Genomic DNA, 17,763 nt, shown 5'->3' with positions numbered 1-17,763 from the left:
ACAAGGAAGTAAGATTTATTTCACACCTTTTTCCATTGCTTTCCAAGCCAATGTTGCACATTTAATTCGTGCTGGGAATTGTGAAACACCTTGCAGTGCCTCAACATCCTCAAGGTCATATTTATCACTGTACTCTTCACCCATCATCATTTTAGAAAAAATATCAGAAAGCTCAATAGCTTCTTCTACTTTCTTTCCTTTGATGAGCTGTGTCATCATTGATGCAGAGGACATAGAAATAGAACAGCCTTCACCATCAAATTTTGCATCCTCTACAACACCGTCTGTCACTTTCAATGTTAAGTGAATACGGTCGCCACAAGTCGGATTGTTCATATCGATCGTTACAGCATTCTCTTCTAAAGATCCTTTATTACGAGGATTCTTATAGTGATCCATAATGACTGAACGATATAGTTGATCTAAATTATTAAAAGACATCGCCAAAATACTCCTTCGCAGAACGTAACCCTGCAACTAAACGGTCAATATCCTCCTCTGTATTGTACAGATAGAAGCTTGCACGCGCTGTCGCTACTTGCTGAAGACATTTCATTAGTGGCTGTGCACAATGATGTCCTGCACGAACAGCAATACCGTTCATGTCAAGCACCGTTGCCACATCATGTGGATGTACATCATCTAGATTAAATGTTACTAATCCACAACGCTTCATAGGGTCACGTGGGCCGAAAATTTTCAAACCGTCAATTGTTTCAAGTTGATCCATTGCGTAGCCTGCAAGCTTATGCTCATGCTCTAGAATGTTATCTAACCCGATATCAGTTAAGAAATCTATAGCGGCTCCTAAACCTATTGCACCTGCAATAATAGGCGTTCCACCTTCAAATTTCCACGGTAATTCCTTCCACGTTGACTCATAAAGCCCAACAAAATCAATCATTTCGCCACCAAACTCAATTGGCTCCATCTTTTCAAGGTGTTCCTTTTTACCATATAGTACACCTATTCCAGTTGGTCCGCACATTTTATGCCCTGAGAAACCTAAGAAATCTACATCCAAATCTTGCACATCAATTTTCATATGTGGCGCAGCTTGTGCACCATCGGCTACCATGACAGCACCATTAGCATGTGCAATTTGAGCAATTTCTTTAATTGGATTTATTGTTCCAAGTACGTTTGATGCCATAGACACCGAAACAATTTTTGTTTTAGGTGTGACTGTCGCACGTACTTTCTCTAGGCTAAGAGTGCCGTCTGCTTCAAGCTCAATGTATTTTAAAGTTGCATTTTTTTCTTTGGCTAATTGTTGCCAAGGAATAATATTGGAATGATGCTCCATATGAGTAATGACAATTTCATCACCCTCGACAACATTTGCACGTCCATAACTTGTCGCAACTGTATTTAAAGCGGTTGTTGTACCACGCGTAAAAATAATTTCCTGTGTTGATTGTGCATTAATAAACTTACGAACCTTTTCACGAGCACCTTCATATTTATCTGTTGCACGGTTTCCTAGTGTATGCACCCCACGGTGAACATTGGAATTATCAAATTCATAATAAGCTTTAATGGCTTCAATCACTTGAACAGGCTTCTGAGACGTCGCTGCACTATCAAGATATACAAGTCTATGACCATTTACATCCTGATTTAAAATTGGGAAATAGCTTTTAATGTCTTTATTCATCATTAGCGAACTTTCCTTTCAATAACCTCCGTCAGTTGCTTTTGAACGCCTTCAATTGGTAATTGCGTAACAACTGGCGCAAGGAATCCATGGATAACAAGGCGCTCTGCTTCTGTTTTCGAGATACCACGGCTCATTAAATAGTAAAGCTGTAATGGATCTACTCGACCAACAGATGCTGCGTGTCCTGCTGTTACATCATCTTCGTCAATTAATAAAATTGGGTTTGCATCCCCACGAGCTTTTTCTGACAGCATTAATACACGTGATTCTTGTTGTGCATCTGCTTTTGTTGCACCATGCTCGATATAGCCAATACCATTAAAGATAGATTGAGCTGCATCTTTCATGACACCATGTTTTAAGATATGCCCGTTTGAGTTTTTACCCCAGTGACGAACCTCTGTAGTGAAGTTAAGTTTTTGTTCTCCACGACCAACAACTACTGTTTTTGTATCTGCATGAGAACCGTCACCAATTAGATGAGTAATATTTTCTGAGATTGTATCTGAGTCATTCATTAAACCAAGAGCCCAATCTACTTTTGCGTCACGTGCTAAACGTGCACGACGATTTACATAAGTCGTAAAGCCTTTTGCAAGGACATCTACTGCACCATATGTCACCTGTGCATTATCTTGAACAACGACTTCCGCAATAATATTTGCTTGCCCTTTTGCCTCTTCAACTGTTGAAACATAAGTTTCCACATATGTTACTGCTGAATTCGCTTCTGCTACTACTAAAACATGGTTATATAACGAAGCTTCCGCATTGTCATTAAGGAAAACAACTTGAAGTGGTTGCTCAATGATCACGTTTTTTGGTACGTATACAAACACTCCACCATTAACAAGTGCTGTATGAAGTGCTGTTAACTTATGCTCATCTACTTTAACAGCTTCTGTCATAAAGTATTTTTGTACAAGTTCGCCATGTTCACGAACTGCGGTGAAAATATCAGTAAAAATAACACCTTTATCAGCAAGTTCTTGTGATGCCTTAATATATGCTGGTGTATTATTACGTTGAATATATAGGTTTTCTTGTGCTTCAAGGTCAATTAAACCTTTTGCTTCTTCAGGTAGAGCATCCAATGAAGGGAATGCCTCACTATGAACTGCCAACGCCGGGAAGTTCATGAAATCCCATTTTGTAATATTCGTTCTATCTGGTTTTGGCAAATCTAAACCAGTTACTTTGTCTAGTGCTGCCGCGCGAAGTTCTGTAAACCAAGTAGGTTCACCATTTGCTTCTGAGAACGAGCGCACGTCCTGTACTGTTACAGGCAAGTTAAGTTCCACTGTCATGCTAGTTCGTCCTCCTTCTTATGCTTCTTGTTCTTCTGTTTCTTCTTCGATTCCTAATTCTTTTTTAATCCAGTCATAACCTTCTGCTTCTAAGCGTTGTGCAAGCTCTGCACCACCTGATTTCACAACACGTCCTTGCATCATTACGTGTACATGGTCTGGTGTAATGTAGTTAAGAAGACGTTGATAGTGTGTAATCATTAAGCAGCCAAAGCCTTCACCGCGCATTGCGTTGATTCCTTTAGATACTACTTTAAGAGCATCAATATCAAGACCAGAGTCAATTTCGTCTAAAATAGCGATCGTTGGTTTAATCATCATTAATTGAAGAATTTCATTACGTTTTTTCTCACCGCCAGAGAAACCTTCATTTAAATAACGTTGTGCCATATCTTCGTTCATTTCAAGGAATTCCATGTTTTTATCTAATTCGCGGATAAATTTCATTAATGAAATTTCATCGCCTTCTTCACGACGCGCGTTAATTGCTGAACGTAGGAAATCAGCATTTGTAACACCAGCAATTTCAGAAGGATATTGCATAGCTAGGAATAAACCAGCTTGAGCACGCTCGTCTACTTCCATCTCAAGTACATCTTCGCCATCAAGCTCAACAGTACCTGAAGTTACTTCATATTTTGGATGACCCATAATAGCAGAAGCTAGTGTTGATTTACCAGTTCCGTTTGGTCCCATAATTGCGTGAATTTCGTTTGTATTAATTGTAAGATTTACGCCTTTTAAAATCTCTTTTCCGTCGATAGCAACGTGAAGATCTTTAATAACTAAAGTTGACATGAAAATACCTCCATAGTGTTCAGTGAATGGGTCAACCATTCCTTAATTATCATCATTCTAATCTTAACTGAAAATCGTTCTCTATGCAAACCATTTCAATTACTTTCCCATTCCTTAAATAAAATCTTTAAAAATAAAGACTTTGTAAGCATTTTCAGATTATTACTACTTCACCTAAACAATGAGAATAGACTTTCTTCATTTTCAATAAAATATCCCTAATTGAGAATTGATTTCATCTAGCTACATAGTGAAAACCTCGAGAAAAGTGCTAATTGTAGCGGTTTTGTGACAAATTAGCATAAACAACATATCTATACTATAACCTATTTCATTAAGATGGAATCAATTTAAGTTCATATTGGAAGAAAGAAATTTTGCTATAAAAATTAATGGATTGTATCCTCAAAAAAGTAAATTTAGGTAAATGAAAAGACAGAAACGTAGATTGTATCCAACATTTCTGCCATTTCTCCATTAATTTAGATGATATGCCCATAAATATCCTTTTGATTCCAGTAAAAAAGCATCTGACTCTGAGGTAGAAGTGATAACAATTGCATCATTTGTCTTCAGCTCATAGCCCTCATTCACGCGTTCTATTTGAATAGGTAAACCTAGCTCTATAAAAAGCTGACGTAGACGGTAAATCGTATTATAAAGATTAGCTAACGCTTTTTTCTCATCTATATTAGGCCAAATATCATCTAAAATACGATACTTCGATACTACGATTCCTTCATGGACTAATAAATAATAAAATAGCTCCTCCATAACCTTTGTTCGCCATTTAATAGCTTTGTCATGTATCCTTGTTCCAACCTCACCTTTTAAACTAACTACCAACTTCGTAGTGTTTCGCTGTGTTTGACGCCCATAATATTTTGTAAGTCTTTCATTTACTTGTAGTACAATACTTGGTGTCATGGGCTTTAATACATAATCTAATGCTTGTACTCGAAAAGCATCAACAGCATATTTTGCATAGGCTGTTGAAAAAATAATAGGGACATCAATGCCTTCTTCTACTAAAATAGCCGCAAGCTCTAATCCATTCATCTTAGGCATTTCTATATCTAAAATTAGCGCATCATATTCACCCTTAATGGACAAAATTTGAGTTATTGCTTCTAAAGGTGATGTAAAGGTGGCAATAACTTGAAAAAGTCCCTCTTTTTCAAGTAATAGCTTGTGCAAATCTAAAATTGGCTGTTCATCCTCTACCATAATAATTTTCCACATGTTGAAGCTCCTTTAAAGGTTGTATAAATATCATTGTTGTACCTTCATCTTTTTTAGAAGTAATAGAAAGAGTAGCACTCGGCATTTCTTTTACTCGACGTAGAACATTAGTAAATCCGATGCCATTTGAAAATATATTTTCTCCATTGTTTAAAGCTTTTACCTGTTCCTCAGTCATACCAACGCCATCATCTCTCACTTGAATGCTAAGATTATTTTGCTGCCTTTTAATTTCAATAAAGACTGTCCCATTTCCATCCTTTTCAAAAATCCCATGACGAATTGCATTTTCGACTAAAGGCTGTATCAGTAAACTTGGAATTTCTATCTTGGCAGCATCTAATGTCTCTTCTACTGTCAAAATAACCGTTAACTTATCACCAAAGCGTGCTTGTTCAATCTCTACATAGGCACGTATAATTTCAAGCTCTTTCTCTAACGTTGCGCGTTGTCCATCCTTGCCTGATTCTAATATATAACGTAAATAGGTAGAAAGCATCGTTAATAAATGCCCTGCTCGCTCCCCGTCTGTATAACAAAACGAAATAATACTGCTGAGTGCATTGTATAAAAAATGAGGATTGATTTGTGCCTGTAGAAAAGCCATTTCATGCTGTATCGCTTTGCCCATAGCCTCTTTCGTTAATGCTATAGCCGATAAACGTGAAAGTAACATTTCTTTTGTAGCTGGCTTACGGATATAATCATTGGCCCCTGATTCCAGGATAAGTGAAATATTCGTTGGATATTCATTGGCTACTAACATAATAATCGGTAAATCTATATAGCTATAATACTGACGTATATATTTGGTTAGGGCAATGCCCCCCATTCCAGGCATCACTTCATCTATTAATAAAAAATCAGGTCTTTTTTGCTGAATAATGCTGAGTGCCTCCTCTGGACAATGCACTACCTCTATCGCATATTGGCCTTGTAGTAATGTTTGTAAAACCTCTGCATGAATGACATCATCCTCAACTATGAGTAATCTTGGCAAATTTTCATTGAACAGTGGCTGATCATTCGTAATGATAAACTTCTCATTGTCTTTTAGCACTTGCTCGTAGCCCCCAAATGGCAAGGTGATGATAAATCGAATGCCATTTTGTAATAAATCTTTCGAATATGTACCACCCATCTGCTCAATGATGGCTTTCCCTATCGACTGTCCTGTCTCATCTGCTGCTTTTTGCTGTATAGGCTCAGGGCCAGCTCCTTCTACCAAGAGCCTTACGTCTGCATCAAGATGTAAAACAGTTAGGATCACATCCCCATTCCCAGCGTGAGCAATAGCTGTTTCAAGTACCCTGTATAAGATTTGTCCTACACGCTGCTCATCAGCTTGAACTAATAATTTCGGATTCATGTGCTTGTATAAACGAATATGCGTTTTTTTTATTTTCTTTTCGTGCATAGTTAGAACATGCTGAATAATCATTTGTATATTAACAGGATGTACATCTATTTTGAAATCCTGAAATCTTATTCTAGTAAAATCTTTTAAGTCATTTACTAGATATAATAAGCGTTCTAATTGTTGTTCTAGTAGTTGTTGCTTATCCGTCATAGATTGATTTGATAAGGATTTTATTATATTTAATGCATGATAAAGAGGTTGTTCTAATTCATTTGTTGTCACTTCTAAAAAGGAATCCTTACCGATTGTCGCCTTTTCTAGACGTTGACTATATAATTCAGCGTCTCTTGTTCGATTAATTAGTCGCATTGCCAAATAAATATTCATACATACTACAAAGAATAGCAGACCAATACGATTAAAAACATTTCGTCCAGAGAAAAAAAGCTGATCAAAGGTTCCACTTATGCTAAAAATTAATAGAGATATAATTGTGGCACTTAATATTATCAGTTCATTTTTTGGAACATGAGCACTTTTCGTCATGATCAAATACAATAATCGTCCTATTATAAAAAATGCTAGGAAATTTATATAGGTAAAAAATATATATTGTAGCTCTGATAAGGATCTTGCTGGTAAAAGCAGTGTTCCAACACCATATAATAGTAGTGGTGACACAAATAATAAAGCTGTCCTACGCTTCATCATAGCTGTTACCGTATAGGCAAAGAACAGGAATAGCATCACTGCATTTATATATGTTATAAAATCTTGCAAACGAAAATAAAATTCAAATTCTATAGTAGGAAACTCTCTATAAAGAGTTCGTTCGCCTCTTGTACATACCAAAATTGCCAACGTAAAAAAATACATTGCACTATAAAAAAACGCTTTGTCTCTTATTCTTAATAAATACAAACTAAAATGAAAGATTGAAAATATTAATAACATGATAATCGTTGTTTTTTCTAAGTACACATCTTGAATGACATCTTTTGCTAGAGCATCCGCATCTCCAATATCTATAGGAAATATAATGCCATGCCTTGCATTATAAAAATCTGCAACTTGTATTGTTAGGGTCACCGAATCAGAAGAAGGTGAAAAATACACTTCATAAACAGGATTACTTGGTTCTGATGCTTCTCGAGCAGTAGCAAGTTTACCATAGGAGGCAGCGATCTCATTATTTATAAAAAGTCGATGAGATGACCAAATATTTCGTACCCGAATACCTATTTTTTTGAAATGAGGTGGTAGCTTAATTTTAAGTTGATAAGTACCATACTCTGCATCGGCCTGCCATGGTCCAGGAACCTTTTCAATGGGAGCATGATCAGGAAAATTAGCAGGTTCAAGAAATTTATTGCCTATAAAACGCCATTCTCCAGACAATGCTACAATCTCTTCCTCTTTTGTTATTTCCGATAAATCTAATTGACCATCCACTGCCTGTAACTTAGTATTGCTTGTATCTTGATCGTTAAAAATTAAATAAGTTAGCATCGTGATGGCTACTAAAATAAATAACCAACTTAAACTTTTTTTTATCATGAATCCCACCTCCTCCTCATCTTACAATAGCAAACTCTCAAATATCTAACAGCTTATAATTTTTATTTTGACATGAACAGTCATTTTTCATCTTAAATAATATATAATTAAGGTATAATCAATCTTATTTTTAGATTAATAGAGGTGAAATGTTAGTGGAGTTACGTCAATTACGCTATTTTGTAGAGGTTGCTGAACGTGAGCATATTTCAGAGGCAGCTGAGCATCTTCATGTAGCCCAATCTGCCATTAGTCGGCAAATCGCAAATCTTGAAGATGAGTTAGGCACCTCGTTATTTGAACGAGTGGGACGAAATGTCAAATTAACACCAATAGGGAAGACATTTCTTGAACATACCATTACGGCATTAAAGGCCATCGATTTTGCAGCAAAGCAAATAGAAGAATATCTTGATCCTGCAAAGGGCTCAATTAAAATCGGCTTTCCAACAAGTTTAGCTAGCTATGTTCTGCCAACCGTTATTTCTGCCTTTAAACGCGAATATCCTGATTTACAATTTCAACTACGTCAAGGGTCTTATCGATTTTTGATTGATGCAGTCAAAAATCGGGAGTTGAACCTCGCCTTTTTGGGACCCCTGCCCCCGAAGGACGAATCCATCCAATCAACCATTCTGTTTACTGAAAATATTGCTGCTCTTTTACCAGCCAATCATCCATTAGCTAAAAGAGAAAGCATACAGCTTGCAGAGTTGAGAAATGATCTATTTGTATTATTTCCAGATGGTTACATTTTGCATAAGGTAGCAATGGATGCTTGTCGAGCTGCAGGCTTTTTACCAAATGTCATTTCAGAGGGAGAAGATTTGGATGCACTAAAGGGCTTAGTCGCAGCTGGCATAGGTGTTAGTCTATTACCAGAGAGCTCTCTTTATGATTCAGCAGCTCGCTTTACCATTAAGGTCCCTATCGAATCTCCAACAATACCTAGAACAGTTGGTATTATTTCACCAGTTAATCGAGAAATCGCACCTTCAGAAGCTATATTTTTAGACTTTGTGAAAAACTTCTTTTCTCGTCTTTCTCAATTCCAATAAAAAATCGCCTTTTTGGCGATTTTTTTTGACTTCACATTATTTAGTTGAATGCTCACCAATCCATTGTAATGTTTTTGCGCCTAAGCCTCCTGCACGCCATAACACCACGTCATGATAGTTTCTCCTCTGTACATAGTTCACCCATTTTTCAAGCGTTACTTGATCAGCATACCAAACTTCATGGCTGATTCCGCTATCATCTATATACGTAAAATAAACCGCACCACTTGCCTTATCACGTCTCTTTTCTGCTTTCGTATCAGCTAATATTTGCTCAGCCTCCAGTTCCGTTAAAGCAAACGTTTTATCTTCTGCTACCCATTCAAAACCACCTGTAGCAAAGGCAATGGCTAAATCTTGATTTGACTTCTTGATTTTTTTCACTAAATCATTAAGAAAAGAAAAAGTGGCTTTTGCACCTGGTCCACTATGATAGCCATGAACATTATAGGCCATTACAGTATAGATAGGTCCATCAGGTAATTTCACATCAAATGGAAAGCTTGGCTCTAGGACGACATGTAATGTCTTATTCTTTTTGGAAAGCGCTTGGTACAGCTCTTTTAAAAAGAGGGTATATTTTTTTAGGTCTTCTTGTGCTACCTTTTCATAATCAATTTCAATCCCAGCCAATTGGTACTGTTCTACTACCTCTAAAATATTGCTGATATGCCTTTTTCTAGCAGCAGAATCATAGACCAGTCTGTGCAAAAGCTTACTATCCTTTTGAACTGATGGAGCGTTATCTGTAACATAATCATTAATAAGCGTTAGGATTACATGATGTGATTTAGTAAATTGCTGCTGTGTTTGTTGCAACATATCAATTGCATTTTCTGTTAAAAGCAATTCATCATTACTATTAAAATAAGCACCGAAAACCCTTATATCGTGTAGTCCTTTTTGAGAATTTTTCAAATCCTCCATAGCAAAATAATTTTGCCATTCAGGTAACCAGATAGACAAACGAAGCTTCTCTTTATTTTTTGCATCAATTTTTGCTACAGCTGATGGTTCTTTACTAGGACTACAAGCCGTAATAAATAGGAGCGCTATACAGATAAACAATACAAAATTCTTCACTTGAATTAAATTTCACCTCAGTTTAGAAGGTTTCAATAAAGAAATCCACTACATCGTTTATCATAGCTATAGTTTTTTTCTTTACCTTCTCAAAATTCGTATATTGGTTTGTATAAATGATTTGCTTTTTACTATCTGTAATCAAAATATCCTCTACGAATGTATCGTAAATATCATCTGCATACTGTTCATGTGAAGTATCCTTTTTACTGTATAACGCACCAAACCCAATCTGTGACCCTTGTAATGCTGGATTTATTTGAACGGTCTCGGATAATACATTATCTACATTTATTTCTATTTTATCCTGATTGACGTTAATGTGAAATACTCTTTTTTTCGCTAGGTTTCTTGGGTACTCTTTGTCGTCAATGCGAGAACCCTTTTGAGTATCACGATAGGTGTAAACGGTCGCTTTGTTAAATGCATATTCCTCTTCATTCCATTTTATTTTATTTAACTGAAAGCGCTCCTTCTCAACAATACCTGCCTCTGGTAATTTTTCACTTACTACAATCTCATTATCTACTAATGCAATTCGTAAATAGCTGTTTGTTTTTTCATCGTAATTGGTGTAGAAAGCTTGCTGACCTACAACATTTCCTTTAAAAGTAAAGTGTGCTTGAAAGCTTTCGGCTAAAGCATCCTTTAAGAGAATTCTGCCTTCACTAGATGGAGGAGAGGTTAAGGTAATTTCATTATTTTCAAATTCAGCTGCTCCATTTACCACATGCCAATTTTGTGCTATTTGAGGATCGCCTATCTTAAATTCAATGTTTTGTTTACTAGTTTGAAAAATTTTCATCATGACATGATTGGTTGACCAATACGGTGATACTTGTAAGCGATTTAAGTTATAAAGATCTGCCTCTCGATCATTATAGGCACTCCTCTCTAAATTAAAATGCAGGCGAAACTTGTCTTTAATTTCCTTGTCATTCATTTTTTGGACTAACAGGTCCATATTGTTATAAAGGGAATTAGCATGCATAATCGCATAAGCTTTTGGCACTTCGCCAAACTCTTGTTGATAAATATCCTCCATCAACGTGTAATCCTTCTTAATGCGTTCTTCCATCTCTTGTCGTGTTTCACTTGGAATCATATATGGATTCCGAATAAAGTCCATTAAATAATGGTTGTAGTATTCTATCGTTGTTTTATTAGGTACATCATTTTCATCGATAACACCAAGTGATTGTCCTTTATCGTTAAAAACATTAATATAGGTTAATCTATACCCATTAGATCCTAATTCCCAATATCCGCTTCTTTTCATCAACTTTAAATCTTTAGGCTTTAAGAATTTACTATCCCTCGTAGCCATTTTATTGGCATACGTAAACATTGTCGCCTTATAATTTAATTTTTCTATAATATTTTGAGCAAAAATACTAGAATCTGTGCGACCATCCTCAAATGATAAATACAATGCTTTTTTAGGCAATGGTTTGTCTTTTTTATAGAAATCTAATATATCCTTTTGTGTAATTGTTTGAAAACCTTGCTTTTTCAATAATGTTAATTGTTCTTCCAAATTCTTTTTTGATACATATTTAGGAGAATCATTTCTACTTACCCCGAAATAAGAAAGGGCTATAAACCCGTCTTTATTGTTTAATGGCACTGCTTCAGCAGTTCGCTTCTCTGTCAAAAATATAGCTTTTATTAATATCACAGCTAAGAAAAACACAATGATGAATTGTACGATCGAACGAATGATTTTCCAACGATTTTTTTTAGCTGGCTGAAGTTCTATGCTTTTTCCTTTCATTCCTTCTCACCCATTTTTCTTTTTTTAAATAACTGAAATAGGGATCTTCGTAATTTCTGTTTCTCCATTTTCTTTTCTTTCTCTAAAACGTCTTGAGGTGTTTCTCTTGTTCCCCATGTAGATTTCCAAAAAGTAACCCATGCTACTGGCATCTGCCAGAGCAAAATAAATTCATAGTATAGAACAAAGATAAAACCAAACCCCCACAGTGTGCTCTTTCTAAAGAATAAATGTGCCAAACTCATTAACATAGCCATTAATAGTAAGCCTAGTAGAAACGTTGTTGGAAAAATGCCATAGATCAATGGTACATAAATTAAGTTATATACAACAATAATCGGGGCAGCGATTGGCACAATTAAACCAATGATAAAGAAAAGAAACATAAAAGGTTCTTTTTTCCACATAAATAAAAATGCACGTAATGATTCTCGAAGCCAAGAACGTTTCCATCTCATTTGTTGTGATAAAAAAACTTTCGTATCAGAAGGAACAATCGTAGAACAAATTGCATTATCCTGATAGCCTGTTCGATGTGTTTTTAAGATATAATTGGTCATACTGCGGTCATCCCCAAATGTAGCTGGCTGACCAAGAAACTTTTGATTGAGCCAGGCTGTTTCATTTTTTAAAATAAGCTCTTTCCGATAGCAGGCTAATGGCCCCGATAAACAAGTAACCGTATCAAACCATGATTCAGCTGCTTTCATAATTCGAAAAGCTATATAATAACGGACTGCTTGTAATTTTGTAAGCGAGTTGGTAAATTTATTTTCAACCTCCGTTCGACCAGCCACACCGCCCATTTTAGGATCTTGGAAAGGCTGAACTAAATTGCGGATGGCATGTGGCTCTAAAAAACTATCTGAATCCACAAACACAACTAATTCATGTTTTGCTTGATGAACCCCTGCAACTAAGGCTTCACGTTTTCCTCCGTTCTGTGGGAGCTTAAAAAACTTTAAGCGATCATTCGTCCTAAAACGTTCACCCTCACCATGTATAAGGTTAATCATATCCTTTGCCTTTTCTTCTGTGCGATCTGTTGAACAATCATCAACAACGATTACTTCTAACTTATCCACTGGATAATACTGATTGATACAACTTGATACCGTGCGATGAATCCATTCCTCTTCGTTAAACACAGGGATAATAATGGATACACCTGGTTCAAACTTCGGATTAATTGGTACATTTTTATAGAGAATACCAAACATATATCTACTTAACAGAAACGTTGCGGCAATAATACTATAAAGATATAAAAATTTATTAAATCTGAAATAAATCAAACTTTCTGCTCTCATTAATATGACACAAAGGGACACAATCAAGAAAAACAAACTAGCTACAAAAATAGAAACGCCCCAACGGTTTTTTATCATATATTCATTTAATGGATGCAAAAATTCACAAGCAATGTAATAACGGATTTGTTCATCTACTTCTTTCGTAAAATAACGTACAACCCGAGCCTTTAACTTGACTTTGGACTCATAGCCCTCTGGCATTGCCCCTCCTGGTATTGTGAATCCCATTGTTAGTATTTCATCGATTAATAACTGTTGGGGCTGATGGGAGTAAACAAGGATACCCGTTACTGAAATATCCTCTGCATAATATTTATTTGAACTCACTGGACGTCTAGGTCTTTTAAGCTGAACTTCAAAATTTGTTTCATAGCGTAAACTCATTCGTTGGAGACGATAAACTTCGTTCACATCTGTAGGATCAATCTCCTCTTTCTGGTAGGATGCTCCACGTCGATCCACTAGGTTTCGTACATTTTCAGGATCGGGAATATTTGATAGAATTCGGCGGTCAGAGCGTGGTGTCGTTAAAATCTCTTTTTTCGTTGTCATCACTCATTCACATCCCTACTTATATCTTCCTCAATCCAAGTCGACATTTTACTAAAGCTATAGCCATCTTGTTGTAGTTTTTCAATAATTAGTGGTAATGCTTCTACTGTATTCGTTCCATCTAAAATATGCATGACAATGACTTTCCCTGGTGCAGCCCTTTCGATTACTCGTTCATAAATGTCCTGTGCTTTAAAATCTAAATTCCAATCAAAAGAAGCAATATCGTACATTGCAATGGTTTTTATCCCCGCAGCAGTAATAATTTTGGCTGTTCGCTCATCCATTATGCCTTGCGCTGGTCTGAAATATAAAAGCGGTGGCTCTTGTAAAGCATAGGTCAGCGCTCGATGAGCCTTCACTAAATCATCCTGCAATTCTTCAGGTGTCATTTTCGTAACATCTAAATGATAATAGGAGTGACTTGCTACCTCATGACCTTCCTCTACAATCATTTTTGCTAACTGTGGATTTTTCTCGACTCCACTACCAATTAAAAAAAATGTACTTTTGATATTATATTTTCGTAAAACGTCCAGTACTTCTTTTACGCGCTTTTCATGAGCCCAATCATCAAAAGTAATAGCTATTTCTTTTTTGGAGGTCTCTTTTCGATAATATATATTTGGCTTGGCATGCTCATAGTTTAAATTGGGGCTAACAGCGTCATACCCTTTTATTTCTTCTACAGACTTTGTTAAATATCGTTCGTCTAACACATCGCTTAACGTAGTAATCGTGTACTCACGTTCTTTAGCTAATTGCGCTAATAAGGGAATGGTATCAATAATGGCAGGATTAATGTATGTGTTGAGATGGATGATAGAGCCCCTATCAATATATTGGCTGATATAGTCAATCAGCTCTTGAGCACTTTGCATTTTTCTATCAAGTGGATTAATAGATAATCCAATAACAGCCTTCATATCTAGTGTGGCTGCTACTAAACGCATATTGTCGGTTACATCACCTGAGCGACTTCGCACATATTTCGGTGTATAGCCTAAATGCTCTTCAAAAATTTGATTAGTTAAAAAAATTTCTTCATACGTCTGGTCATAATCTAACGTCGCTACATTTGGAAACGTCAATGTACCGTTTTGTACCTCATGACCCCTCTTTAAGATATCCTTCACAAGCTCTGGCTCCTGAGCAACACGCATGCCCTCCAAGAAAAAAGTCGCTTTCATATTCGATTCATCTAATTTTCTTAGTAATTGCTCCATTGTTTCGTTATCTGCAAAGCCATTAAATGTTAAGGCAACTTTCGATACGACAATATTGGCATGACTAATTAAATCACTCATTGACCCATCAGATTTTTTGATTTTAATAGATGAATCAACAGGATGAATCGTTTCTTCGGTAGCGGAGTGACATCCCGTTAGAATCAATAAAATAAGCAGACTACAGATTTTAAGTAGTTTCATTTCCAATGAATTCCCCTTATAACTTGTGATAATTTTTATTTTCGAACGCAAAATTGGTATTACGTGTATCAAAAATTAAGGAAGCCTGTTGATCAATTAAAGAGTAATCAATATTTGCATGATTCGTTAAAATTAATACGGCATCTGCCTGTCGGATTATTTCTGCCGTTAATGGAACTGTGTTTAAAAGGGATTGTTGTACAGAGAATGTTTGAATAAACGGATCGATAATCTTTAGTTCACACTGACTATCTAATAGCTGTTGGATAACACGAAGTGCTGGAGATTCACGTGGATCATTTATATTAGGCTTATAGGTAACACCAATGACAACGATACTGGCCTTACATAGTTCTTTATTTAGTTTACGTAAGTAAATTTCTAATCTATTCACAACAAAGTTCGGCATTGATTCATTGACTTTATCTGCAGCCTCAATCAATGTTGCAGAGATGCCATGCTGTTGCCCAGCCCATAATAAATATTTAGGATCTACGGGGATACAATGTCCCCCAACTCCAGGTCCGGGTTTAAACGGCATAAAACCATATGGCTTTGTAGTAGCTGCTTGAATAACCTCCCAAACATCAATATCCATTTTATAACAAATTTGACTTAACTCATTGACAAGGGCAATATTGATTTGCCGAAATGTATTTTCCAGTAATTTCTCCATTTCAGCTACTCTCGGACTCGTCACAGTATATATAGTGGTATGAATGACTGTTTCATAAAAAACCTTTGATACTTCTAGACATGCTGCTGTTATACCCCCAACCACTTTCGGCGTATTCGAAACGGAAAACCTATTATTGCCTGGATCTATACGTTCTGGTGAATAAGCTAAAAACAAATCATGACCTATAACAAAACCATTTTTTTGAAAAATGGGCTGAACAATATCTTCTGTTGTCCCAGGGTAAGTTGTACTTTCAAGAATAACGAGTGCACCAGACTTAATATTTCTTCCAATGCTATACGTTGCCTCTTCTATAAATGAAATATTAGGCGTTCCATCTATTGTTGTAGGTGTTGGTACACAAATTACTACTACGTCAACATGCGAAAGTTTAGCAAAATCATTAGTGACTTCAAATTGTTTATTTTTAATGATTTGCCGTATATTTTCTTTAGATAAATCAGCTATATAACTATCACCTGCCTGTAACAGTCTGATTTTATCTTGATTTTTATCAAAACCTATAACACGAAAACCACTTTGCACAATCTCAACAGCAAATGGTAACCCCACATAACCAAGTCCAATAACCCCAATAGTCGCAGTTTTAGATTTAATTTTCTTTGATAGCACTGAGCTTAATGATTGCGTTTTTATTTTCATAAAAATTTACTCCTCTATCTAAACAATATTCAACTTCTAACAGATTTAACGTTAAAGAATTTAGCTTTAAACAAACTCCTTTCACTGCTAATTACCACTGCATGATTTTTCAGTGAAAAACGATTAATCAAAAACATTCAACAATTTGTTAACGTTTATATAGTACTAATTGAAACTAAACAATTTCTAAACATTTTGAAAAACGTTATAAAATACCTATTTTCATCAAATTTCGACAATAATAGTGCGATAAATCACATTATATTTATCAATAATTTCAAAACTTCTATTTTAGGCTAAATAATTTATAAATGCAAAAAATCCCTTAAGTATGACTAATACTTAAGGGATTTATAAAAAAGGTATGTGAGTTATATGACTCACATACCTTTCGAATATTATTTAACCGGTACTACTGCACCTTTCCACTCTTCTAAAATGAAGTCTTGGATTTCTTTAGATGTTAATACTTCTAATAATTTTTTAATTTCAGGTTTTGTTTCATCACCTGCACGTACAGCGATGATGTTAACATATGGAGATTCTTTATCTTCAAGAGAAATAGCATCTTCAATTGGGTTTAAACCGTTATCGATGGCAAAGTTAGAATTGATAAGTACTGCATCGCCTTCATCATTTTCGTACATTTGTACAAGCATCTCTGGTGCAGTATTTGCATCGAATTTAAAGTTTTTAGGATTTTCTTCAATATCCTTTAATTCTGCTGCTGTTTTATCAATGCCTTCTTTTAATTTGATTAAGCCTTTAGCCTCTAATAATGACAGCATACGACCATGGTCAGATACTGAGTTAGAAAGTAAGATTGTTGCGCCTTCAGGCAGGTCTTCTAACGTTTTATATTTTTTTGAGTAAATACCAATTGGTTCAATGTGAACGCCACCTGCATTGACGAAATCATAGCCATTGTCTTTAATTTGTAGCTCTAAATAAGGAATGTGCTGGAAATAGTTGGCATCAATATCTTTTGACTCTAAATTTTGGTTTGGTAGAACATAATCTGTATACGTTTCAATTTCAAGGTCTATGCCTTCTTTAGCTAAGATCGGTTTTGCTTTGTCTAAAATGACTGCGTGTGGTGTATTAGAAGCACCTACTTTTAATGTTATGTTTTCTTTGCTATCTGTTTGATCACCTGATGCTGATTTTTCATCTTCTTTTTTATCTGTACCGCAAGCTGCTAATGCTAGTACAAGTATTGATAAAAATAATCCTGCTAATAACTTTTTCATTTATGACACTCCCTTTTATTTGTTTAAAATATGTTAG

At 35.7% G+C, this 17,763-nt stretch carries 13 protein-coding genes; 1 reads left to right on the top strand and 12 read right to left on the bottom strand.

Features of this window, described 5'->3' with window-relative positions:
• Positions 1-15: 15 nt before the first annotated feature.
• The 6 genes from sufU to RCJ95_RS05290 form a co-directional block, all read right to left on the bottom strand.
• Complete coding sequence (gene sufU, locus RCJ95_RS05315; RefSeq protein WP_221681269.1) at positions 16-441, bottom strand: Fe-S cluster assembly sulfur transfer protein SufU; 426 nt, start codon at positions 439-441, stop codon at positions 16-18.
• Entirely contained in the window at positions 431-1,660 is a 1,230-nt protein-coding gene (locus tag RCJ95_RS05310; protein WP_048394396.1) for a cysteine desulfurase, read from the bottom strand. Before RCJ95_RS05310 ends, sufU begins: the two co-directional genes overlap by 11 nt.
• Positions 1,660-2,967: a Fe-S cluster assembly protein SufD gene (gene sufD / locus RCJ95_RS05305; RefSeq protein WP_221681267.1), complete on the bottom strand. Its 1,308-nt coding sequence runs from the start codon at positions 2,965-2,967 to the stop codon at positions 1,660-1,662. The genes RCJ95_RS05310 and sufD overlap by 1 nt, the downstream gene beginning before the upstream one ends.
• Positions 2,968-2,985: 18 nt before the next feature.
• Entirely contained in the window at positions 2,986-3,765 is a 780-nt protein-coding gene (gene sufC, locus RCJ95_RS05300; protein WP_004228249.1) for a Fe-S cluster assembly ATPase SufC, read from the bottom strand.
• 477 nt (positions 3,766-4,242) lie between these two features.
• Positions 4,243-5,007: a response regulator gene (locus RCJ95_RS05295; RefSeq protein ID WP_221681266.1), complete on the bottom strand. Its 765-nt coding sequence runs from the start codon at positions 5,005-5,007 to the stop codon at positions 4,243-4,245.
• On the bottom strand, positions 4,979-7,924 hold the full coding sequence (locus RCJ95_RS05290) for a histidine kinase (protein ID WP_446721994.1): 2,946 nt from the start codon (positions 7,922-7,924) through the stop codon (positions 4,979-4,981). The genes RCJ95_RS05295 and RCJ95_RS05290 overlap by 29 nt, the downstream gene beginning before the upstream one ends.
• 155 nt (positions 7,925-8,079) lie before the next feature.
• Here RCJ95_RS05290 and RCJ95_RS05285 point away from each other — a divergent pair, with 155 nt between their 5' ends.
• On the top strand, positions 8,080-8,982 hold the full coding sequence (locus tag RCJ95_RS05285; RefSeq protein WP_446721993.1) for a LysR family transcriptional regulator: 903 nt from the start codon (positions 8,080-8,082) through the stop codon (positions 8,980-8,982).
• 36 nt (positions 8,983-9,018) lie between these two features.
• Here the strand turns inward: RCJ95_RS05285 and RCJ95_RS05280 are convergent, their stop codons facing one another.
• From RCJ95_RS05280 to RCJ95_RS05255, 6 genes are all read right to left on the bottom strand, one after another.
• Positions 9,019-10,065 carry a glycosyl hydrolase family 18 protein gene (locus tag RCJ95_RS05280; protein ID WP_446721992.1) on the bottom strand — a complete coding sequence of 349 codons (1,047 nt, stop codon included), beginning with the start codon at positions 10,063-10,065 and terminating at the stop codon, positions 9,019-9,021.
• A 22-nt stretch (positions 10,066-10,087) separates the two neighbouring features.
• Positions 10,088-11,839, bottom strand: coding sequence for a polysaccharide deacetylase family protein (locus tag RCJ95_RS05275; protein ID WP_221681263.1), 1,752 nt, complete (start codon positions 11,837-11,839; stop codon positions 10,088-10,090).
• Positions 11,836-13,704, bottom strand: a complete 1,869-nt coding sequence (locus RCJ95_RS05270; protein WP_221681262.1) for a glycosyltransferase family 2 protein — start codon at positions 13,702-13,704, stop codon at positions 11,836-11,838. Before RCJ95_RS05270 ends, RCJ95_RS05275 begins: the two co-directional genes overlap by 4 nt.
• Positions 13,704-15,134 carry a polysaccharide deacetylase family protein gene (locus tag RCJ95_RS05265; RefSeq protein ID WP_274770068.1) on the bottom strand — a complete coding sequence of 477 codons (1,431 nt, stop codon included), beginning with the start codon at positions 15,132-15,134 and terminating at the stop codon, positions 13,704-13,706. The genes RCJ95_RS05270 and RCJ95_RS05265 overlap by 1 nt, the downstream gene beginning before the upstream one ends.
• Positions 15,135-15,150: 16 nt before the next feature.
• A complete protein-coding gene (locus RCJ95_RS05260) occupies positions 15,151-16,476 on the bottom strand; it encodes a nucleotide sugar dehydrogenase (RefSeq protein ID WP_446721991.1) in 1,326 nt (441 codons plus the stop codon).
• Positions 16,477-16,874: 398 nt separating this feature from the next.
• Entirely contained in the window at positions 16,875-17,726 is an 852-nt protein-coding gene (locus RCJ95_RS05255; RefSeq protein ID WP_446721990.1) for a MetQ/NlpA family ABC transporter substrate-binding protein, read from the bottom strand.
• Positions 17,727-17,763 lie beyond the last annotated feature (37 nt).

The organism is Lysinibacillus sp. BSL11, assembly GCF_052928325.1.
The sequence above is the reverse complement of the archived record's forward strand: the minus strand, read 5'-3'. Positions and strand labels throughout refer to the sequence as shown.

Excerpts from the sequence above, each read along its gene's own strand:
- sufU (WP_221681269.1), bottom strand. The coding sequence starts at position 441 with ATGTCTTTTAATAATTTAGATCAACTATATCGTTCAGTCATTATGGAT.
- RCJ95_RS05310 (WP_048394396.1), bottom strand. The coding sequence starts at position 1,660 with ATGATGAATAAAGACATTAAAAGCTATTTCCCAATTTTAAATCAGGAT.
- sufD (WP_221681267.1), bottom strand. The coding sequence starts at position 2,967 with ATGACAGTGGAACTTAACTTGCCTGTAACAGTACAGGACGTGCGCTCG.
- sufC (WP_004228249.1), bottom strand. The coding sequence starts at position 3,765 with ATGTCAACTTTAGTTATTAAAGATCTTCACGTTGCTATCGACGGAAAA.
- RCJ95_RS05295 (WP_221681266.1), bottom strand. The coding sequence starts at position 5,007 with ATGTGGAAAATTATTATGGTAGAGGATGAACAGCCAATTTTAGATTTG.
- RCJ95_RS05290 (WP_446721994.1), bottom strand. The coding sequence starts at position 7,924 with ATGATAAAAAAAAGTTTAAGTTGGTTATTTATTTTAGTAGCCATCACG.
- RCJ95_RS05275 (WP_221681263.1), bottom strand. The coding sequence starts at position 11,839 with ATGAAAGGAAAAAGCATAGAACTTCAGCCAGCTAAAAAAAATCGTTGG.
- RCJ95_RS05270 (WP_221681262.1), bottom strand. The coding sequence starts at position 13,704 with ATGACAACGAAAAAAGAGATTTTAACGACACCACGCTCTGACCGCCGA.
- RCJ95_RS05265 (WP_274770068.1), bottom strand. The coding sequence starts at position 15,134 with ATGAAACTACTTAAAATCTGTAGTCTGCTTATTTTATTGATTCTAACG.
- RCJ95_RS05260 (WP_446721991.1), bottom strand. The coding sequence starts at position 16,476 with ATGAAAATAAAAACGCAATCATTAAGCTCAGTGCTATCAAAGAAAATT.
- RCJ95_RS05255 (WP_446721990.1), bottom strand. The coding sequence starts at position 17,726 with ATGAAAAAGTTATTAGCAGGATTATTTTTATCAATACTTGTACTAGCA.